This window comes from Helicobacter pylori (assembly GCF_016755635.1).
Lineage (GTDB): Bacteria > Campylobacterota > Campylobacteria > Campylobacterales > Helicobacteraceae > Helicobacter > Helicobacter pylori_CQ.
In genome coordinates, this window is record NZ_CP051500.1 from 1,141,412 (window position 1) to 1,157,052 (window position 15,641).

18 protein-coding genes are annotated in these 15,641 nt (G+C 38.1%); all 18 read right to left on the reverse strand.

Going from position 1 to position 15,641, the window contains the following annotated elements:
• Positions 1 to 2 precede the first annotated feature (2 nt).
• The 18 genes from HG567_RS05290 to atpG all read right to left on the reverse strand — a co-directional run bounded on the left by HG567_RS05290 (position 3) and on the right by atpG (position 15,640).
• Positions 3 to 773, reverse strand: coding sequence for an HP1117 family Sel1-like repeat protein (locus tag HG567_RS05290; protein ID WP_202163717.1), 771 nt, complete (start codon positions 771 to 773; stop codon positions 3 to 5).
• A 243-nt stretch (positions 774 to 1,016) separates the two neighbouring features.
• Positions 1,017 to 2,720, reverse strand: coding sequence for a gamma-glutamyltransferase (ggt, locus tag HG567_RS05295; protein ID WP_202163718.1), 1,704 nt, complete (start codon positions 2,718 to 2,720; stop codon positions 1,017 to 1,019).
• Positions 2,721 to 2,924: 204 nt separating this feature from the next.
• A complete protein-coding gene (gene flgK, locus HG567_RS05300) occupies positions 2,925 to 4,745 on the reverse strand; it encodes a flagellar hook-associated protein FlgK (protein WP_202139441.1) in 1,821 nt (606 codons plus the stop codon).
• A 1-nt stretch (position 4,746) separates the two neighbouring features.
• Positions 4,747 to 5,181, reverse strand: coding sequence for a hypothetical protein (locus HG567_RS05305; protein WP_033586947.1), 435 nt, complete (start codon positions 5,179 to 5,181; stop codon positions 4,747 to 4,749).
• A 78-nt stretch (positions 5,182 to 5,259) separates the two neighbouring features.
• Positions 5,260 to 6,012 carry a PDDEXK family nuclease gene (locus HG567_RS05310; protein WP_202163719.1) on the reverse strand — a complete coding sequence of 251 codons (753 nt, stop codon included), beginning with the start codon at positions 6,010 to 6,012 and terminating at the stop codon, positions 5,260 to 5,262.
• Complete coding sequence (locus tag HG567_RS05315; protein ID WP_187865922.1) at positions 6,005 to 6,970, reverse strand: DNA cytosine methyltransferase; 966 nt, start codon at positions 6,968 to 6,970, stop codon at positions 6,005 to 6,007. Before HG567_RS05315 ends, HG567_RS05310 begins: the two co-directional genes overlap by 8 nt.
• Positions 6,971 to 7,111: 141 nt before the next feature.
• Positions 7,112 to 7,315, reverse strand: coding sequence for a flagellar biosynthesis anti-sigma factor FlgM (locus HG567_RS05320; protein ID WP_197295658.1), 204 nt, complete (start codon positions 7,313 to 7,315; stop codon positions 7,112 to 7,114).
• Between the two features lie 62 nt (positions 7,316 to 7,377).
• Complete coding sequence (locus tag HG567_RS05325) at positions 7,378 to 7,584, reverse strand: hypothetical protein (RefSeq protein WP_001088955.1); 207 nt, start codon at positions 7,582 to 7,584, stop codon at positions 7,378 to 7,380.
• A 31-nt stretch (positions 7,585 to 7,615) separates the two neighbouring features.
• Positions 7,616 to 8,173, reverse strand: coding sequence for an FKBP-type peptidyl-prolyl cis-trans isomerase (locus HG567_RS05330; RefSeq protein WP_120828670.1), 558 nt, complete (start codon positions 8,171 to 8,173; stop codon positions 7,616 to 7,618).
• Positions 8,160 to 9,155, reverse strand: a complete 996-nt coding sequence (locus HG567_RS05335) for a hypothetical protein (RefSeq protein WP_202163720.1) — start codon at positions 9,153 to 9,155, stop codon at positions 8,160 to 8,162. The genes HG567_RS05330 and HG567_RS05335 overlap by 14 nt, the downstream gene beginning before the upstream one ends.
• A gap of 7 nt (positions 9,156 to 9,162) precedes the next feature.
• Positions 9,163 to 9,702, reverse strand: coding sequence for an outer membrane protein Omp18 (locus HG567_RS05340; RefSeq protein ID WP_000831157.1), 540 nt, complete (start codon positions 9,700 to 9,702; stop codon positions 9,163 to 9,165).
• A 66-nt stretch (positions 9,703 to 9,768) separates the two neighbouring features.
• Positions 9,769 to 11,022 carry a Tol-Pal system protein TolB gene (tolB, locus tag HG567_RS05345; protein ID WP_202163721.1) on the reverse strand — a complete coding sequence of 418 codons (1,254 nt, stop codon included), beginning with the start codon at positions 11,020 to 11,022 and terminating at the stop codon, positions 9,769 to 9,771.
• Positions 11,019 to 11,867 (reverse strand): energy transducer TonB, encoded by an 849-nt coding sequence (locus HG567_RS05350; protein WP_202139443.1) that lies wholly within the window; start codon positions 11,865 to 11,867, stop codon positions 11,019 to 11,021. Before HG567_RS05350 ends, tolB begins: the two co-directional genes overlap by 4 nt.
• An 18-nt stretch (positions 11,868 to 11,885) precedes the next feature.
• A complete protein-coding gene (locus tag HG567_RS05355; protein WP_001105106.1) occupies positions 11,886 to 12,287 on the reverse strand; it encodes an ExbD/TolR family protein in 402 nt (133 codons plus the stop codon).
• 52 nt (positions 12,288 to 12,339) lie between these two features.
• Entirely contained in the window at positions 12,340 to 12,909 is a 570-nt protein-coding gene (locus tag HG567_RS05360) for a MotA/TolQ/ExbB proton channel family protein (protein ID WP_097719770.1), read from the reverse strand.
• A 10-nt stretch (positions 12,910 to 12,919) separates the two neighbouring features.
• Complete coding sequence (gene atpC / locus HG567_RS05365; RefSeq protein ID WP_126130876.1) at positions 12,920 to 13,291, reverse strand: ATP synthase F1 subunit epsilon; 372 nt, start codon at positions 13,289 to 13,291, stop codon at positions 12,920 to 12,922.
• A 10-nt stretch (positions 13,292 to 13,301) separates the two neighbouring features.
• Positions 13,302 to 14,702 carry a F0F1 ATP synthase subunit beta gene (atpD, locus tag HG567_RS05370; RefSeq protein ID WP_202140244.1) on the reverse strand — a complete coding sequence of 467 codons (1,401 nt, stop codon included), beginning with the start codon at positions 14,700 to 14,702 and terminating at the stop codon, positions 13,302 to 13,304.
• 32 nt (positions 14,703 to 14,734) lie between these two features.
• Positions 14,735 to 15,640: an ATP synthase F1 subunit gamma gene (gene atpG / locus HG567_RS05375; RefSeq protein ID WP_139519236.1), complete on the reverse strand. Its 906-nt coding sequence runs from the start codon at positions 15,638 to 15,640 to the stop codon at positions 14,735 to 14,737.
• Between the last annotated feature and the right edge of the window lies 1 nt (position 15,641).

A 15,641-nucleotide genomic window follows, 5' to 3' on the forward strand; every position in this document is an offset into this window, starting at 1 on the left:
AGTTATCGGCTTGAAGTGTTCTTTTTCTTACAATTTTTATCAATGTCAAAATCGCATGCTTTTTGCATGTATTCTTCAGCCTTTTGCTTATCTTTTTCCACGCCTAACCCATACCGATAAGACTCTGATAACCCTTCATAAGCTCTAGAAGAGCTCATATCAGCCGCCATTTTATAATAGACAATAGCCTTATCTTTGTCTGGCTCAATACCCAACTGATCATTCCCACTATAATAAATATCCCCTAAAAGGATATAAGCTTCTACATTACCCTTATGCATCGCTTTTCTAAAGCACTCTGTCGCTTTCACATAGTTGCTTGGAACGCCCCTACCCTCCATATACATGATGCCTAAGTTGATATAAGCGTTAGTATAGCCTTTCTCTGTAGCTATTCTAAAATATTCAACCGCTTTCTTTTCATCTTTAGGAACGCCCCTACCCTCTTTATACATCACGCCTAAATTGTTATACCCTCTAGGTATGTCGTTATCAACCGCTTTTTGAAAATATTCAACCGCTTTTTTGTAATCTTTAGGAACGCCCCTACCATTTTCATACATGATCCCTAAAAGAACATAAGCAAGCGGCTCGCCATTTTTAATCGCGCTCTTATAAAAAGAAGCCGCCCGCTCATATTCCTTATTATTATAAGCCTCCTCTCCCTTATAAATATAATTCCTTTTTTGTTCAAGGTGTTCTGCACCAAGAGCGCTAAATAAACATAAACTTGCCAAACAAATCTTTAAAGCTAATTTGCTTGCGTATCCCATTGTTACTCCTCTGCTTTAATAAGATCAAACATAATGTCAATGGCTACCAATCTTAAAAAAGAAACTGCATGCGTTCTAGAACCAGCAAACATTCTCAAACTCCATTCTGCATACACCATTTTAGATTCAATATCATCTCTTGTAATGAGAAATTTTACACTATTTTTATGAATTTTAAAACTAAATTTAAGATTTTCTCGCTAAAAAAGTCCCCCCTCCCAAAAAAAATAAGGCTAAATAGGATTAAAATTCTTTCCTTGGATCCGTTGATCCATAGAAAACGCTCCCCTTAGTTTTAGGCAAAACTTGGATCGCATTCACATCACCCATGACCGGCTTAGTAACGATTTGATAGCCCATTTTAGTGAGGTTATCTTTCACATCAGCGGGCATGCCAAACTTTTCAATCCTTAATTCATCAGGCAACCATTGCATGTGAAATCTAGGGGCTGAGACCGCTTCAGAAATATTCATGTTGTAATCAATGACATTGGAAATCACTTGCAACACCGTAGTGATAATCCTAGACCCTCCAGGGCTTCCCACCACCAAAAAAACCTTATTGTTTTTCAACACAATCGTAGGCGACATGGAGCTTAAAGGGCGCTTATTGGCTTCAATCGCATTCGCATCGCCCCCTACTAAACCATAGAGATTAGGATTCCCAGGCTTTATGGAAAAATCATCCATTTCATTGTTCAATAAAAATCCTGCCCCATCAATACTAGCAGCGCTTCCATAAGAAGCGTTAATGGTGTAAGTAACGCTGACTGCATTCCCCCACCTGTCCGCTACAGAATAATGCGTGGTATTGCTCCCCTCATGCAACTGCCCCATTCCTGGTTTGATTTGAGAGCTTGGCGTAACCGTATCTGGCTGGATAGCGTCAAAAATCTTTTTGGCATACGCCTTATTAATCAATTTATCCACCGGCACTGAAACAAAATCAGCGTCTCCCATATAAACCGATCTGTCCGCATAAGCTTGACGCATCGCTTCTGCAGCGATATGGATATTCTTAGAAGCCCCATACCCAAGGGTGCTTAAATCCGCATTTTCCATGACATTTAAAATCTGGATCAAATGCGTGCCTCCTGAACTTGGCGGCGACATAGAAATGATCTTATACCCACGATAACTCCCCACCACGGGTTTGCGCCATTTCACATTGTAACTGGCTAAATCTTCTTTAGTGATAATCCCTCCATTTTTTTTCATGTCTTTCTCAATCAAATCAGCGACTTGCCCTTGGTAAAAGCCTTTAGCGCCTAGCGTTTTGATTTGATTCAAAGTCTTGGCTAAATCTTTTTGGACAAACAAATCCCCTTCTTGATAATCAAGATGGCCTTTTTTAAAAAAATACTTTTTGCTAGAACTGTATTTTAAAAACCGCTCCCTTGCTTCTTTTAGGGTTTCTGCTTGTCTTTGTGAAATCACATAACCATTTTCAGCCAATTTAATGGCAGGATCAATGAGTTGCGATAGTTTTTTTGTGCCGTATTTTTTCAACATCGCTTCCATGCCCGCCACCGTTCCAGGAACCCCAGCCGCCAAATAGCCATCTTCGCTGAGCTTAGGGACTACATTGCCTTGCTTGTCTAAAAACATGCCCTTAGTGGCTTTTAAGGGGGCTTTTTCTCTAAAATCTAAGGCAACATTTTCACCATTAGCCAAATGGATAACCGCAAAGCCCCCACCACCAATATTGCCTGCTGCAGGATGGACGACCGCTAGAGCAAAACCTATCGCTACAGCCGCATCAATCGCATTACCCCCATCTTCTAAAACCTTTTGCCCAATCTCACTAGCTAGCGGGTGGCTAGAAAGGGCTAAGCCTACTTTAGTGTTTTTAATGGGGGGATAACTCGCTGCACTCAAAGGGCTTAACAAACCCAAAGAGAGCGCTATCACACCCAAGCCAATCGTTTTCAAAAAACTCCGTTTCATCTGTTTTCCTTTCAATCAACAATAATCGTTATTATAGCATAAGCTTTACAAAGCACCCTCTCGCTTATAGTTATATGATGTTATTAGCCATTATCGTTTGAGTGTTGGTTATAAAAAAGGCTCAAAAATGAGTTTTAAAATAAACAGAGTTTAAAAAATAAGTTAAATAAGGCTTATTTGATAAAAACGCTATTGGCAGGAAACTTATTGTTTAATCCCCAATAAAGTGTCTATCATCCGATCAATAGTGCTAATGACTTTAGCGTTAGCCGCATAGCCGCTTTGAAACTTGATTAAATTCAGCATTTCTTCATCCACGCTCACTTGCGAAATGGAGAGTTGCTCTTTTTTAATGGTTTCTAACATGCTTTTTTTAGTGTCCAAAATACGCCCTGATTTTTCAGCGTCCGTATTGATTTTACCGGTTAAAAATTGATAAAACTCGCTGATTTTCATTGGTTTAATGTCAAACTTGTCGTTATAAAAATCCACGCTATCGTATTGCAATTGCTGCATCATGTTCGCCACATCAAAATTCCCGTTAATGGGGGCAAGCCATGGGCGGATAGTGGTAGGCTCTTTTTTGTATTCTTTATTCAAGCTGATATTAGAAGCGTCATCGCCTTGAAAAAAAGGGTTGAGCTTTAACGCTCCCATAAAATTCGTGCCGTTATCTTTCATAGAAACAAACAACCCTTGCGAAGCGTTTTTAGGCTGGATAACAAACTTTTTAGTCTCATTGTTAAAGCTCGCTATGAAATAATCATCAAAATCGTTTTCGGTGTTATTGTCTTGATTGTCATCAGTGTTAGCGTTAATGGCTTGGATAATATCGTTCATGGTTGTAATGGGCGTGATAGCAATGGTTTTTCTGGCGATTTCTTTACCATCGGTGTTGTAAGCGATTAGATCAAACGAGCCGTTTTTGATATTGTAGTTAGTGTCTTTAAAGGCTTCATCGCTATTAAACTCCACCGGCTCGCCCTCAATATGATGACTCGCGCTTTGAGCGTAAATCGCATTAGTGGATTCTATCAAGCCCCTAGCAAAAGAATCCAACAAATCAATGTAATCTTGTAATTTGCCCTTCAAAGTCCCATTAGAGCCGTCATTATACACGTTCAATAACGCCCCCACTTTTCCTTGATTGAGCTTGTCAGTGATATTAGTCACCTTAAAATCATCGCTTTGAAAATAAACCTGGTTCAAACCCCCTTTATTTTCGGATTCTTTAACCACTAAAGGATGGAAAATAGAGCCATCAATGATATTGAATCCATGCCCAATGTTAAGGTTATAGCTCTCATCAAAATCCGCTGAGTCTTTATCTGTGAGCGAATGAGTCTTAATGCTGCTTTTAAAAACATTCCCCCCTAAAAGCTCTCGCAAATGGAATTCTAATTCATCTCGCTTATCCCTTAATTCATTGGCATGCTTTAAACTCTTGTTGTTTTCCACTTCTTTAATGCGTTTGTTGATCTCAGCGATTTGAGAACCCAAGCTATTGACTTCTTTGATCACGCTTTTTAATTCTTCGCTCGCTTTGTGCTGTAAGGTCGTTAATCTTTCTCTGGTGTCTTTAATGTTGTGCGTTAAAGCTTCTGTTTTTTGAGCGAGAGCCTGTTTTTGAGCGGAGTCTTTGGCGTTTTTAGACAATTCTTTCCATGAGTTAAAATAATCTTGCAAATCCGTAAAAAGGCTCGCTTCATCAATGTCCGGAAAATACGCGCTCGCTTCTTTTAAATGCGAAAACTCTGTATCGTAATAAGTGTTTTCGTAATTAGCCTTCGTGTAACGAGCAAAAACAAACTCATCATGCACCCTTTCAATGGCTTCTACATCCACGCCCATATTCACGTTTTTAGTGCCATACATATAGGCCGCTTGGGGCTTTGCAATCACGCGCTGACGGCTATAAAATTCATCGCTAGCGTTAGAAATGTTATTCCCGGTAACATCCACCATGCTCTGATGGGCTTGTAGGCCCGTGTAAGAAGTGTTGAGTGAAGATAAAATTCCGCCCATTTTACGCCTGCACTCTTAAAAAATGGCTCCCCACATGCCTAGAGCCTTTATAGTCGCAAGTATCATGGGGAATGATTTGTTGGATGAGCGAAGAATAAAACTCAGAAACCGCAAACGCCATGCGCGAATAAATCAAATTTTTTTCTTTCAAAACAAGCAAGGACTCTCGCATCTGGTTTAAAAAATCGCTCGTTTTTTCGTCTAACAATTCACTCATTTCTTTATTGGGGAATTGGTTTTTTAAAGACAACATTTGCGCATCTATATTTGCTTTTTCTTTTTCAAAAGCTTGAATCGCTAGCTGTTTTTGATGGTTTCTTTCAAAAATTTCGGCGTGTTTAGCGAGCTTGATGTCTCTTATATCGTGCTCCGTTAAGTCAATCAACGCTTTCAATTGGTTGAGCGCGTTTTCTAAATGGGAATGTAAAACGACCATAACAAATCCTTTAGCTCTTGTTTCAGCCGTATTCAAGCAAATACTATGCCATTTTAGAGTTTTACTATCAGCAAATACTTAGTCCAAAAGTTCTGTAGGGTCAATTTTAAACTGCAACATGTTTGCACTTTCTTTGCCATTATCACCTCCCTTTCTTTGAATAGTAATTCTTCCTATTTTGAGTGAGCCTTTTTTGCTTATTTCTACACTTCCATCATCAAAATAATGTTGCATGACAACATTAATATTTTTTAAAGCCCATTTTATATCAAAATTAATTGCTTGTATGACTAACACCCATTCAGCACTAAACTCACCCCTACCTTTTAAAATATCAGAAACAATCAGCATTTTATTGTCATTTAACCATGCTAATAATTCTTGTTGTTCTTTATGAGAAAATTCATTAATAAGCATTCTTTTATTAGGATATTTTATATCTTGTCTTGTTGGCTTTAACTCTCCTGTAAAATAAGCGAATAATTGATAAATATTAGGGGGAATATTCCACATTTCTTGATAAGATTTGAGCTTTCTTTTATCAATTTGATTAAAACCTTTTTGATTACTCACTAATTTAACTTGTATATTCTCGCTATCTAAGGCTTGTTTTAATTTAATTTGAATGATGACATTTATATCGGCTTTATACCCACTAAGCACATTCGCTTTAACATATTCAATCTTATTTAAATCATAGCCCATAATCATTAACCAAATTTGTGCATCTCTATCATTAGAGTAATCATTGAATTTTTGTGCGACTTTCTTTTCGTTTAAAAAACCATTTTTAGCAATGAGTGAGCCAAAAGAACTTGTATGACTATTCATTAGAAACTGCCTTTAACATTTGCTGTGTGATAGCAGCAATCACATTCACGCTCATCGCATTCCCTGCTTGGGATAGCAAATGGCTTTCTTTAAAGTTAGGATTGTCTTTAATCTTAGCGATCAAATCCCTAGGAAATCCTTGCAAAAGCAAGCTTTCAATAGCGTTTAATTTCTTAATTTTACCTTTTTGAATATAAAATAGGCCATGTCTTCCTGTCCTTAAAGTAGGAAAAACATTAAAATACAACCTTAAATCAGATTGTCTTGTGTCTAAAACAGCGTTTTCTAAAGTTAAGATATTCTCTAAAGAAACCCGGTTATGGTTGTATTTATTATGCAAATATTTCTGAAAAGTAGCGTTATTAATATCCAAATAACACTCATTATCTGCGTCTAAAAAATCTTCAAAATGATAATCATTGGCTAAACCTAAAGGGAAATTAAACAGGTGTTTTAAATCCTTCCTAAACCCTACAATATAAATGCGTTCTCTATTTTGGGCTAATTGGAAATCAGCACTGTTTAAAATTTGATAATAAGTTGTATAGCCTGCTTCTTGCAAGGCTTTTATAATAATATTAAAAGTTGCCTTTTTATTATGATTGATCAAGCCTTTAACATTTTCAAGCAAGAAAAATTTGGGCTGTTTGACTTTTAAAATGCGAATAAGCCCATAAATAATCGTCCCTCTTTCATCTTCAAGCCCTTTCCTTTTGCCATTAATAGAAAAAGCTTGACAAGGAAATCCGCTAATGAGCGCATCAAAATTGGGTAAATCATTAGGGTTGATTCGCATCAAATCCCCAAAATTATGGGTATCTTTAAAAAATAATTCATAAGTTCTAAGGGCTTCATGATTGATTTCGGCATGCCCTACGCATTTTAAATGGCATTGCTCCAAGCCCAAACGGCCTCCACCAATACCAGAACAAAAATCCATAAAAGTTAAAATTCCCAATCAATCATTCCTAGCATACAAAAAAACACGCCCTATTTAAGAAAGCGACAAACTCATTTCAAAACATAAAGAAACTAAAATCTAATGGAAAACAAAATCACAGCAAGAATAAACCCCCTAGAAATGAAGCCCTTAAACCCCCTAGCTTATCCCCAATAAATCCTGTGCCATTTTGTGAGAAGTCTCATGCAAGTTGATTTTATACTGGTTATTTTCAATCGCTTTCTTGATCTCAGCTACCCTATCAAGAGCAACCTCATTGTTTTCAACTTTTTCATTCTTTTCCACACGCTTATAATTCCCCAAAGACTGCACCGGAGCAAGAGAATAAACGGCATTAATCATTGTAAAATCCTTTAATTTGATATTCATTCCATTACAGCAAGTATCGGCAAAAAAGAAAAAAGTTAATGGATTTTTGAAATCTGTTTTTGCAATTCCTTACCAAATTTCTTGGTGGTGGTGATGGGTTTTTTTCCGGTTTCTGCCACAGAGCCAAAAGATTGCGATTGCAAACTTTTAAACATAAAAAACATCAAAAAAATTAAAATATAACAAAACAAAAAAAAGCAAATGGTAGGGAATAGCCAATTTTTGAGATTAGAACTATTCATGACCTTGCCTTTTAAAGACTCCTATACCTTACTACCCATGCGAACATGAACAACCACAACCCCCACCTTTCTTTCCGCCATGACCCCCATGACCGCCACAGCAACCTGTCCCACCGCCATGGTGTGAAGCTAAAATTTCTTCTTCGCTCACTTCCCTAAAACCTAAAACCTTGAAACGAAACGCTAAAGTTTTCCCGGCTAACGGGTGGTTATAATCCACCATCACATGCGTGTTGCTAAAGTCTTTGATAGTGGCTTGAATGGTTTGGTTGTCTTCAGTTTGCCCAAAAACGCTCATGCCTTTTTCTAATTCAATGCCTTCAAATTGATCTCTAGGGACTTCTTGCAAATAGCTGCTTTCATAAACCCCATAAGCTTCTTCTGGGGCGATGACAACCTCTTCCCACTCGCCAATTTGAGCCTTTAATACCGCCTTTTCTAACCCTACTATGATTTGATTAGCGCCTATAATAAACTCTAAAGGCTCTTTAGAAATATTGCTGTCTAGCACTTCGCTAGAGCCTTGCTCCCTCACTTCATATTCAATCAAAGCGGCTTGCTTGATTGACTCTAAATCATGGTTTTGCATGGTGGTGTTCCTCCTTGTTTTCTAAGATTTTTTGCGCCATTTTAGCTTGTTCGCTTGAAGGATACAAGTGCTGCAAAGTGTTTAAAAATTTATAATAGTTTTGATCGTCTTTGATTTTTTTAAACGACCATGCCGTATGCCACAAAAGCACAGGCATGTAAGACGCTTTTTTATTTAAAAGAGCACTCTCTTTGTAATACTTGATCGCTTCTTTATATCTCTTTTCTCCATAAGCCACTTCTCCAAGAACATAACGCACATAATAAAGTCTGTAACTATTGGCTTCTAACCACAACAAACGCTCTTTGGCTTCTGCATAGGATTTGTTTTTAAAAAAAGACAGAGCTTCTTGAAAGATCTCTTTTTGCTTGGACAGATCTTTATCAAACTCAACTTTTGCCTTTTCTTGGGTTTTTTTCTCTTGATTTTTTGGGGCTTCGGCTTTCAAAGAGGGGTTTTTATTGGCCGGAACACTTGATTTGAGCGGCTTTTCAGCTTTTTCCTCTTGTTCTTTTAGGGCTTTTTGGATTAAGGCAATTTGTGAAACCAAATCCTGGCTTAACTTGGTCAATAATTCACTCATCTCTTTATTTTGCTTGTCTAACTGCTGGATAGCTTGCTGGTTAGCGTGAATCTCATTCCTCAAATCCTCTAAAGTTTGCGATTGTTGCTTTAATGTGTTAGCCTGCACTTCTTGCGAAGCTTTTAAGGCTCGCAAGGATTCTTCTTGGGAAAGGATAGCGTTATTGAGATCTTTAATCTTATTAGCCTGCCCCTCATAAACGCTTCTCAAACCCTCTTGAGCTTGAGTGTTAGCCTCTACTTGCGAATGGATTTTGGTCAAAATATTAGAAAAATTCTTACTATTGATTTGCAACTGCTTGAGTTCTTTTTTAGTAGCCCCGCTTTGCAAATCAAACGCTGAAGGTTCCCCATTGAGAAAAAAGGGAGCGATAAAAGGGATAAAAAAAAGCCTTTTCATCCTAGAATTACTTCACTAATTTAACATCCACTCTTCTGTTTTCTTTGTAACATTCTCTAGTTTTTTGGGCGCATTTGGGTTTGGTTTCACCAAAACTGATGGTTTTGATCATATCTTTTTCTACCCCCTTAATGACTAAAGCGTTTTTCACGCTCAAAGTCCTTTTAACGCCAAGCGCTTGGTTGTATTCGCTAGAGCCAAATTCATCCGTATTGCCTTCCAAAAGCACTTGCATGTGGTTTTCTTTAGCTTTTTGCACGATCTCATCTAAAGTCTCTTGATCGGATTCCTTGATTTCATACTTGTCAAAATCAAAATAAATAGAAGCGATGATAGTCCCACTCTCAACAGCCGGTTTTTCTTCAACCACTGGAGCTGGCTCTTGTTTAGGCTCTTCTTTCTCTGGAGCGGGTTCTGTAGTAACGGGTGCAGTCTGAACCGTTTTAGCACTCACATCGCCAGCCACAGTCTTATTATCCATTTTATGACTACAGCCAGCTACCAATAAAAAAGCTACCAAGAAACTAAATACAGAAGATCTCTTCATTATAAATTCTCCAAGAATCAAATTTTAATAAGTGTAAATATTAACTCACATTCGCTTAATTTAACCTTACCAATCAAAGGCTTGTATTTTCACATTCTTTAAAGGGAATAAAAAACTCTGATTATAGTCTAGCAAAATAAGCCCCATGGCGTATTCTTGGGGTGTCTTTTTGATATACATGATATTTCTCCCATCCGTAGAAAAACGAGGCATCTGGTTAGAGCCATTCACGGTAAGTCTGCGGATATATTTGCTGTTTAGAGTGATCAGATTCAAATTAAACACCGTTTTGCCAAATTCATTAAGATTTTCCCGGCTCACATACACAATACTATCTTTATAAGCGTCAATGGATTCATTGCTTCTTCCTTCATAAAGGAGTTGCTCCGCGCTCTCTTTTAAGCCCAATTTCTTCATGTAGATGTTAGGATAACCGGATCTATCTGAAACAAAAGCCATAGACTTGTCATCTTCTAAAAACACGCCTGAAACATCTATCCCAGGATAGCGCGTTATTTTGGTTTTCGTTTTTTTATGCGTGTCATACAAATACACATCCGGTTGGCCATCAGGGGCTAAAGACATTAAAATTTTAGAGCCATCAGAACTCACGCTAGAAACCACAGCCATTCCTTGAGAGCTAGCGATATTCTCATGAGTGGCTTTTTGAATGTTGTATTTTAAAATCATGGGCGTTCTTTCGCCATACTGCGTGTAATAAAACTCCGTTTGCTCAGCGTTCGCCCATTTAGGGAAAATATTGAGCCTGTTGTTTTTGATGATTTCTTTTTGATAACGCATCGTATAATCGGCTAAGGCGATGTTTGTGATTCCTGGTCCAATGTATTTAGAAAAAACAATGAGGCGCTTCATCCAAGCGATAGAAGGGGCTTTTAAATAATCATTCACCACAATGGCCATGTTGTGCGCTGCAAAAGGGTATAAATCTGAACTTAAAATAGGGTAGTCAAAAGTCTTTTTGAGCGTTTCTGTATCCACATCATAAAGTTTTAATCGTGAAATTTTATTGCCGTTTTCTACCGCCACACTCACAAGCGCTACAAGATGGACTTTTTTATCCTTGAGCTCTGCGTAATTGATAGCGCCTTGCTCCTTGTTTTGAGAAACATCAAAATGCTGGCTAGTCTTTAAATCATTCGCTAAGACTTCATGCAATTTTAAAGCGTAATTGGCATCGTTATCTATAGAGTAGCGCACTTCAATCTTAGGAAGTTTTTGAATGGTTTTAATAATATCTAGTGTTTTATCCGTTGCAAAAAGCCCTATAGTATATATTAAAAAAAGCCATAAATACCTCATTGTTCTTCCTTAGTGGTGAAATTAACTTGAATAGAAATCATGTTTCCTCCAGGATATGGGGGAAAATCCACTTTCTTTAAATCATTTAAAAGGGTCATCACACTCTTGTTATAATCCTTAAAATCAGAGTAGCTAAGAATGGTATAATCAAACTCCCCATCTTTAGTGATCATAATCAGAGCGCTCACTGAAGCCTTGTGATAAAAAACCCCTTTCCAACCTTTATATAAAATCTGATAGATTTGAGCATACCACTCTTGATAGGCTTTTTCATCAACCCCATCTTGTTTAGGGATTTGCAAATCTAAAGTCTTATTTTTAACGCTTTCTAGTTTTTGCGCGAATTGATCCAAATTCTGTTGCAAACCTTTCAACATCTCTTGATTTTTTTGGTTTTTTCTCAAGCGTTGCTGCTCTTTTAAACGCCTTTGCTCTTCTTCTTGTTCATTTTTTTGCTCATCTTTTTGAGCGTTTGTGTCTGTTTTTTCTTGAAAATCATTGAGTGAAGAAAAAATATTTTCAAGGCTTTCTTCTTGTTCTTTAGGATCAATAAAATCGCCCTCCTTATCAGTTGCATTTTTTTCAACTACTTTTTCATCTTTTTTTTCTTCTACTTTTTCATCTTTTTTTTCATCTTTTTTTTCTTCTACTTTTTCATCTTTTTTTTCATCGCTTGGCAAATCTTCTAAATTCAAATCAATGATTTGTTCGTTTTTTTTGCCCAAATCCAAAAGAATTTTCTCCGCTTCTTCATTGTGCCTTTCTAATAACAAACCATACAATAACAAAGCATAGAGCAAGAACGCTAAAAAGCCAGAAACAACAAAGATCGCGTTCTTACTCATGCAAATTAGCCCTACTTTTTAAGGACTTGTGATTAAAGAAACTTTTAAAAAACCCGCTTCTTTAATCGTTTTTAACAAATAAATCACTTTGTCATAAGTCAATCGTTTGTCCGCACGGATACTAACCCTAGTATCTTTATCGTATTTCTTGGAAAGCAAATTAAAAGTATCCGGGAAGGAGTTGTATTCATAGGTTTGACTATCTATATAGATTTTTGCGTCTTTATCCATGCGAATCTCTATCATTTTATCTTGAGTGGCTCTAGCAGTTTTTGAGCCAGAAGGCAAAGCAATCTCTTCTTTATAAGTGAGAGTGGGCGTCGTTACCATAAGAATAGCCAACAAAACAAGCATCACATCCACTAAAGGCGTGATATTGAGTTCTGGCTTGTCTTCATCCCAATAGTTATCATAATTCATAAAAACCTTCTAACTCCCTATTTAAGATATTTATAAAATCCCCTTAAAAGCTTTATTTTTTAGAAGACAAAATATCCACTTGCATCTGCACATAAACCGATAAATCATACACCTTGCGCTTTAAAATCAAGTAAAAAGAATAGGCTGGAATGGCCGCTAAAATACCTGCAGCGGTGGCGATAAGAGCCTTAGAAATAATGGGTGCAATCACCCCAAAAGAAGCCTGACCTAACGCGCCCAAATTGTTAAACGCTTCTAAAATTTCAACCACCGTTCCAAACAAACCAATAAAGGGGGCTGTAGAAGAGATAATGCTCAATACCACTAAACCGGTCGTGCTTTGCTTAAGAACTTGATGTTTCCAAGCCTGCAACAATTCATTAGAATACCTTTTGGTCTCATCATTTCTTTTTTTATTAAACATAAAATGCTCTGGAGCGTCTTGCGCCCCATTAAGAATGTTAGACAAAGATTGCATCTCGCGCTTGAGTTCAATCTTTAGCACAATGCTCTTATACAAAAAGACCCATAAAGTCATCACCAAATAGAGCGAAATCCAAACTAAAACAAGCATGGTAACAAACCCGCTCTTATTGAAAAAATAAACGATTGAATCTAACATGATTATCCCCTTAAAGAGACTCAATTTTAGCCAGCACGCTAGAGACCGCTAACCTGTCAGAGCTTGCGTCCTCTAAAAGCTTTTTAGCCCTAGAGATAGCATCATCTCTGTCATCTGATTCTTTTTTAATAAAGACCGCCCCATCGGCTAAAATATCCACCCATTCATTAGTAACTTCTGCATAGCCCCAATTGATCGCAATGTGCTCTTTTTGGTTTTCGGTTTCAATCTCAATCACTCCCGCTTGAAGCAAAGTAATCATGTTGCTATGCCCATAAAGCACCCCAAATTCCCCTTCAACTCCTGGCAACACAACGCTTTTAACCTCTCCTGTATAAACCTCCCCCTCAGGAACTACCACACTAATTTTCAACAAAGCCATCACAAAACCCTTAGGAATTTTTCATGTTTTTAGCTTTTTCTAAAACCTCTTGAATGCTGCCCACCATGTAAAACGCGTTCTCAGGAATATGATCGTATTTACCCTCTAAAATCCCTCCAAAGCCCTCTAAAGTCTCTTGAAGAGTCACGTATTTACCGGGACTTCCCGTAAACACTTCAGCCACAAAAAACGGCTGGGATAAAAACTTCTCAATTTTTCTGGCCCTTTCAACCGTTTTTTTATCCTCTTCGCTCAATTCGTCTAATCCCAAAATCGCAATAATGTCTTGCAAATCCTTGTATTTTTGCAAAACCTGCTGGATACCGGTAGCGACTTCATAGTGCTTCTCGCCGATCATTTGAGGGCTTAAAATCCTTGAAGTGGAATCCAAAGGATCAACTGCAGGATAAATCCCTTTTTCAGCGATCTTTCTATTCAACACCGTGGTCGCATCCAAATGTGCAAACACCGAAGCAGGAGCTGGGTCAGTTAAGTCATCGGCCGGCACATACACCGCTTGAACGGAAGTGATAGAGCCATTTTTAGTGGAAGCGATACGCTCTTGAAGTTTCCCCATTTCCCCGGCTAGCGTGGGCTGATACCCCACGGCTGAAGGGATACGGCCTAATAACGCACTCATTTCCGCACCGCTTTGAGCGTATCTAAAGATGTTATCAATGAACATCAACACATCTAAGCCCTTTTCATCACGAAAATACTCCGCCATTGTCAAGCCGGTGAATGCGATGCGATTCCTTGCGCCTGGTGGCTCATTCATTTGCCCATAGCACAGCGCGACTTTGTCTAAAACGCCCCCTTCTTTCATCTCAAAATACAGATCGTTCCCTTCTCTGGTGCGCTCCCCCACACCTGCAAACACCGAATACCCGTTATGCTTATAAGCCACATTATGGATAAGCTCCATAATGATCACCGTTTTCCCTACGCCAGCCCCGCCAAACAAGCCTACTTTACCGCCCTTAGAATAAGGCGCGAGCAAGTCAATGACTTTAATACCGGTTTCAAACATTTCTGTTTTAGTGCTTTGTTGCTCAAAACTAGGGGCTTTTCTGTGAATGGGCCAAGTTAAAGACGGCTTAAGCGGCTCTAAATTGTCAATGCTCTCGCCCACAACATTAAAAATACGCCCCAACACTTCTTCACCCACAGGCACTTCAATCATTTTGCCACGAGCTTTGACGATCTGGTTACGCACCAAGCCTTCTGTCATATCCATAGCAATCGCTCGCACCCGATTACCGCCCAAATGGGCCGCCACCTCTAAAACTAAAGCTTTTTGAGTGCCATTGACTTCAAAATTAATGTCTAACGCTTCAAAAATCGCCGGTAGATAGGATTCAAACTCCACATCTACCACCGGGCCTAAAACCTGAATGATTCTACCTTCCATCGCTTTCATCGCTCCTTATTTTAATGTAATTTTTATTTTAGGGCTTCTACGCCAGCATTGATTTCTACTAGCTCGGTCGTAATCGCCTCTTGTCTGGCTTTATTATAAGAAATGGTTAAAGTTTTAACCAAATCTTTAGCGTTATTCGTCGCTGTATCCATAGCCTGCATTCTAGCGCTATGCTCTGCGGCTAAAGAATCAATCAAAGCATAGTATAAACTATACTCCACATATTTTTCTGCCAAAGAGTCTAAAATTTCATATTCACTCCCACTTGGCTCGCTGGTAATAGTCTCTTGCGTCTCACTAGGCTGGGGGTTTTGGTGGATGATTTTATACCCAATAGGCAAAATTGTTTTGACTCTTATTTCTTGAGTGATCATGTTTTTAAAGCCATTATGAATGATAATCACCTTATCGGTTTTCCCACTCAAATAATCCTCTACCACTTTTTTCATGAATTCCTGCGCGCGTTCATAATTAGGCATAGAACTCAAATTATTGATCTTGTCTAAAACCTCTATCCCATTAAAGCTAAAATACTCATTGCCCTTTTTACCAATACCGCGCAAACGCACTTTAATGTCTTTTTCTTTGTATTCATTCGTGCATGCTAAAACTTTTTTAATGGTATTGGTGTTAAAACCCCCACAAAGCCCCTTATCGGCTGTGATAAAAATAATATCCACTTTTTTGATTTCAAGTCTTTCTAGTTCCCTAAAATACTTGCTTTGAATGTCTTCAATCCCTTGATTTTTCATCTTGGATAGCACATCATCAAACACGGCGTCTAGTTTCAGTGCATACGCTCTAGAATTTCTTGCAACTTCTTCGGCTTTTCTTAGCTTGGAAGTGGAAACGAGCTTCATCGCATGCGTGATTTTTTGCGTGTTTTTAACGCTTCCAATTTTCTTTCTAATGTCTCTTAAATTCGCCATA

Excerpts from the sequence above, each read along its gene's own strand:
- HG567_RS05290 (WP_202163717.1), bottom strand. The coding sequence starts at position 773 with ATGGGATACGCAAGCAAATTAGCTTTAAAGATTTGTTTGGCAAGTTTA.
- ggt (WP_202163718.1), bottom strand. The coding sequence starts at position 2,720 with ATGAAACGGAGTTTTTTGAAAACGATTGGCTTGGGTGTGATAGCGCTC.
- flgK (WP_202139441.1), bottom strand. The coding sequence starts at position 4,745 with ATGGGCGGAATTTTATCTTCACTCAACACTTCTTACACGGGCCTACAA.
- HG567_RS05305 (WP_033586947.1), bottom strand. The coding sequence starts at position 5,181 with ATGGTCGTTTTACATTCCCATTTAGAAAACGCGCTCAACCAATTGAAA.
- HG567_RS05310 (WP_202163719.1), bottom strand. The coding sequence starts at position 6,012 with ATGAATAGTCATACAAGTTCTTTTGGCTCACTCATTGCTAAAAATGGT.
- HG567_RS05320 (WP_197295658.1), bottom strand. The coding sequence starts at position 7,315 with ATGATTAATGCCGTTTATTCTCTTGCTCCGGTGCAGTCTTTGGGGAAT.
- HG567_RS05325 (WP_001088955.1), bottom strand. The coding sequence starts at position 7,584 with ATGAATAGTTCTAATCTCAAAAATTGGCTATTCCCTACCATTTGCTTT.
- HG567_RS05330 (WP_120828670.1), bottom strand. The coding sequence starts at position 8,173 with ATGCAAAACCATGATTTAGAGTCAATCAAGCAAGCCGCTTTGATTGAA.
- HG567_RS05335 (WP_202163720.1), bottom strand. The coding sequence starts at position 9,155 with ATGAAAAGGCTTTTTTTTATCCCTTTTATCGCTCCCTTTTTTCTCAAT.
- HG567_RS05340 (WP_000831157.1), bottom strand. The coding sequence starts at position 9,702 with ATGAAGAGATCTTCTGTATTTAGTTTCTTGGTAGCTTTTTTATTGGTA.
- tolB (WP_202163721.1), bottom strand. The coding sequence starts at position 11,022 with ATGAGGTATTTATGGCTTTTTTTAATATATACTATAGGGCTTTTTGCA.
- HG567_RS05350 (WP_202139443.1), bottom strand. The coding sequence starts at position 11,867 with ATGAGTAAGAACGCGATCTTTGTTGTTTCTGGCTTTTTAGCGTTCTTG.
- HG567_RS05355 (WP_001105106.1), bottom strand. The coding sequence starts at position 12,287 with ATGAATTATGATAACTATTGGGATGAAGACAAGCCAGAACTCAATATC.
- HG567_RS05360 (WP_097719770.1), bottom strand. The coding sequence starts at position 12,909 with ATGTTAGATTCAATCGTTTATTTTTTCAATAAGAGCGGGTTTGTTACC.
- atpC (WP_126130876.1), bottom strand. The coding sequence starts at position 13,291 with ATGGCTTTGTTGAAAATTAGTGTGGTAGTTCCTGAGGGGGAGGTTTAT.
- atpD (WP_202140244.1), bottom strand. The coding sequence starts at position 14,702 with ATGGAAGGTAGAATCATTCAGGTTTTAGGCCCGGTGGTAGATGTGGAG.
- atpG (WP_139519236.1), bottom strand. The coding sequence starts at position 15,640 with ATGGCGAATTTAAGAGACATTAGAAAGAAAATTGGAAGCGTTAAAAAC.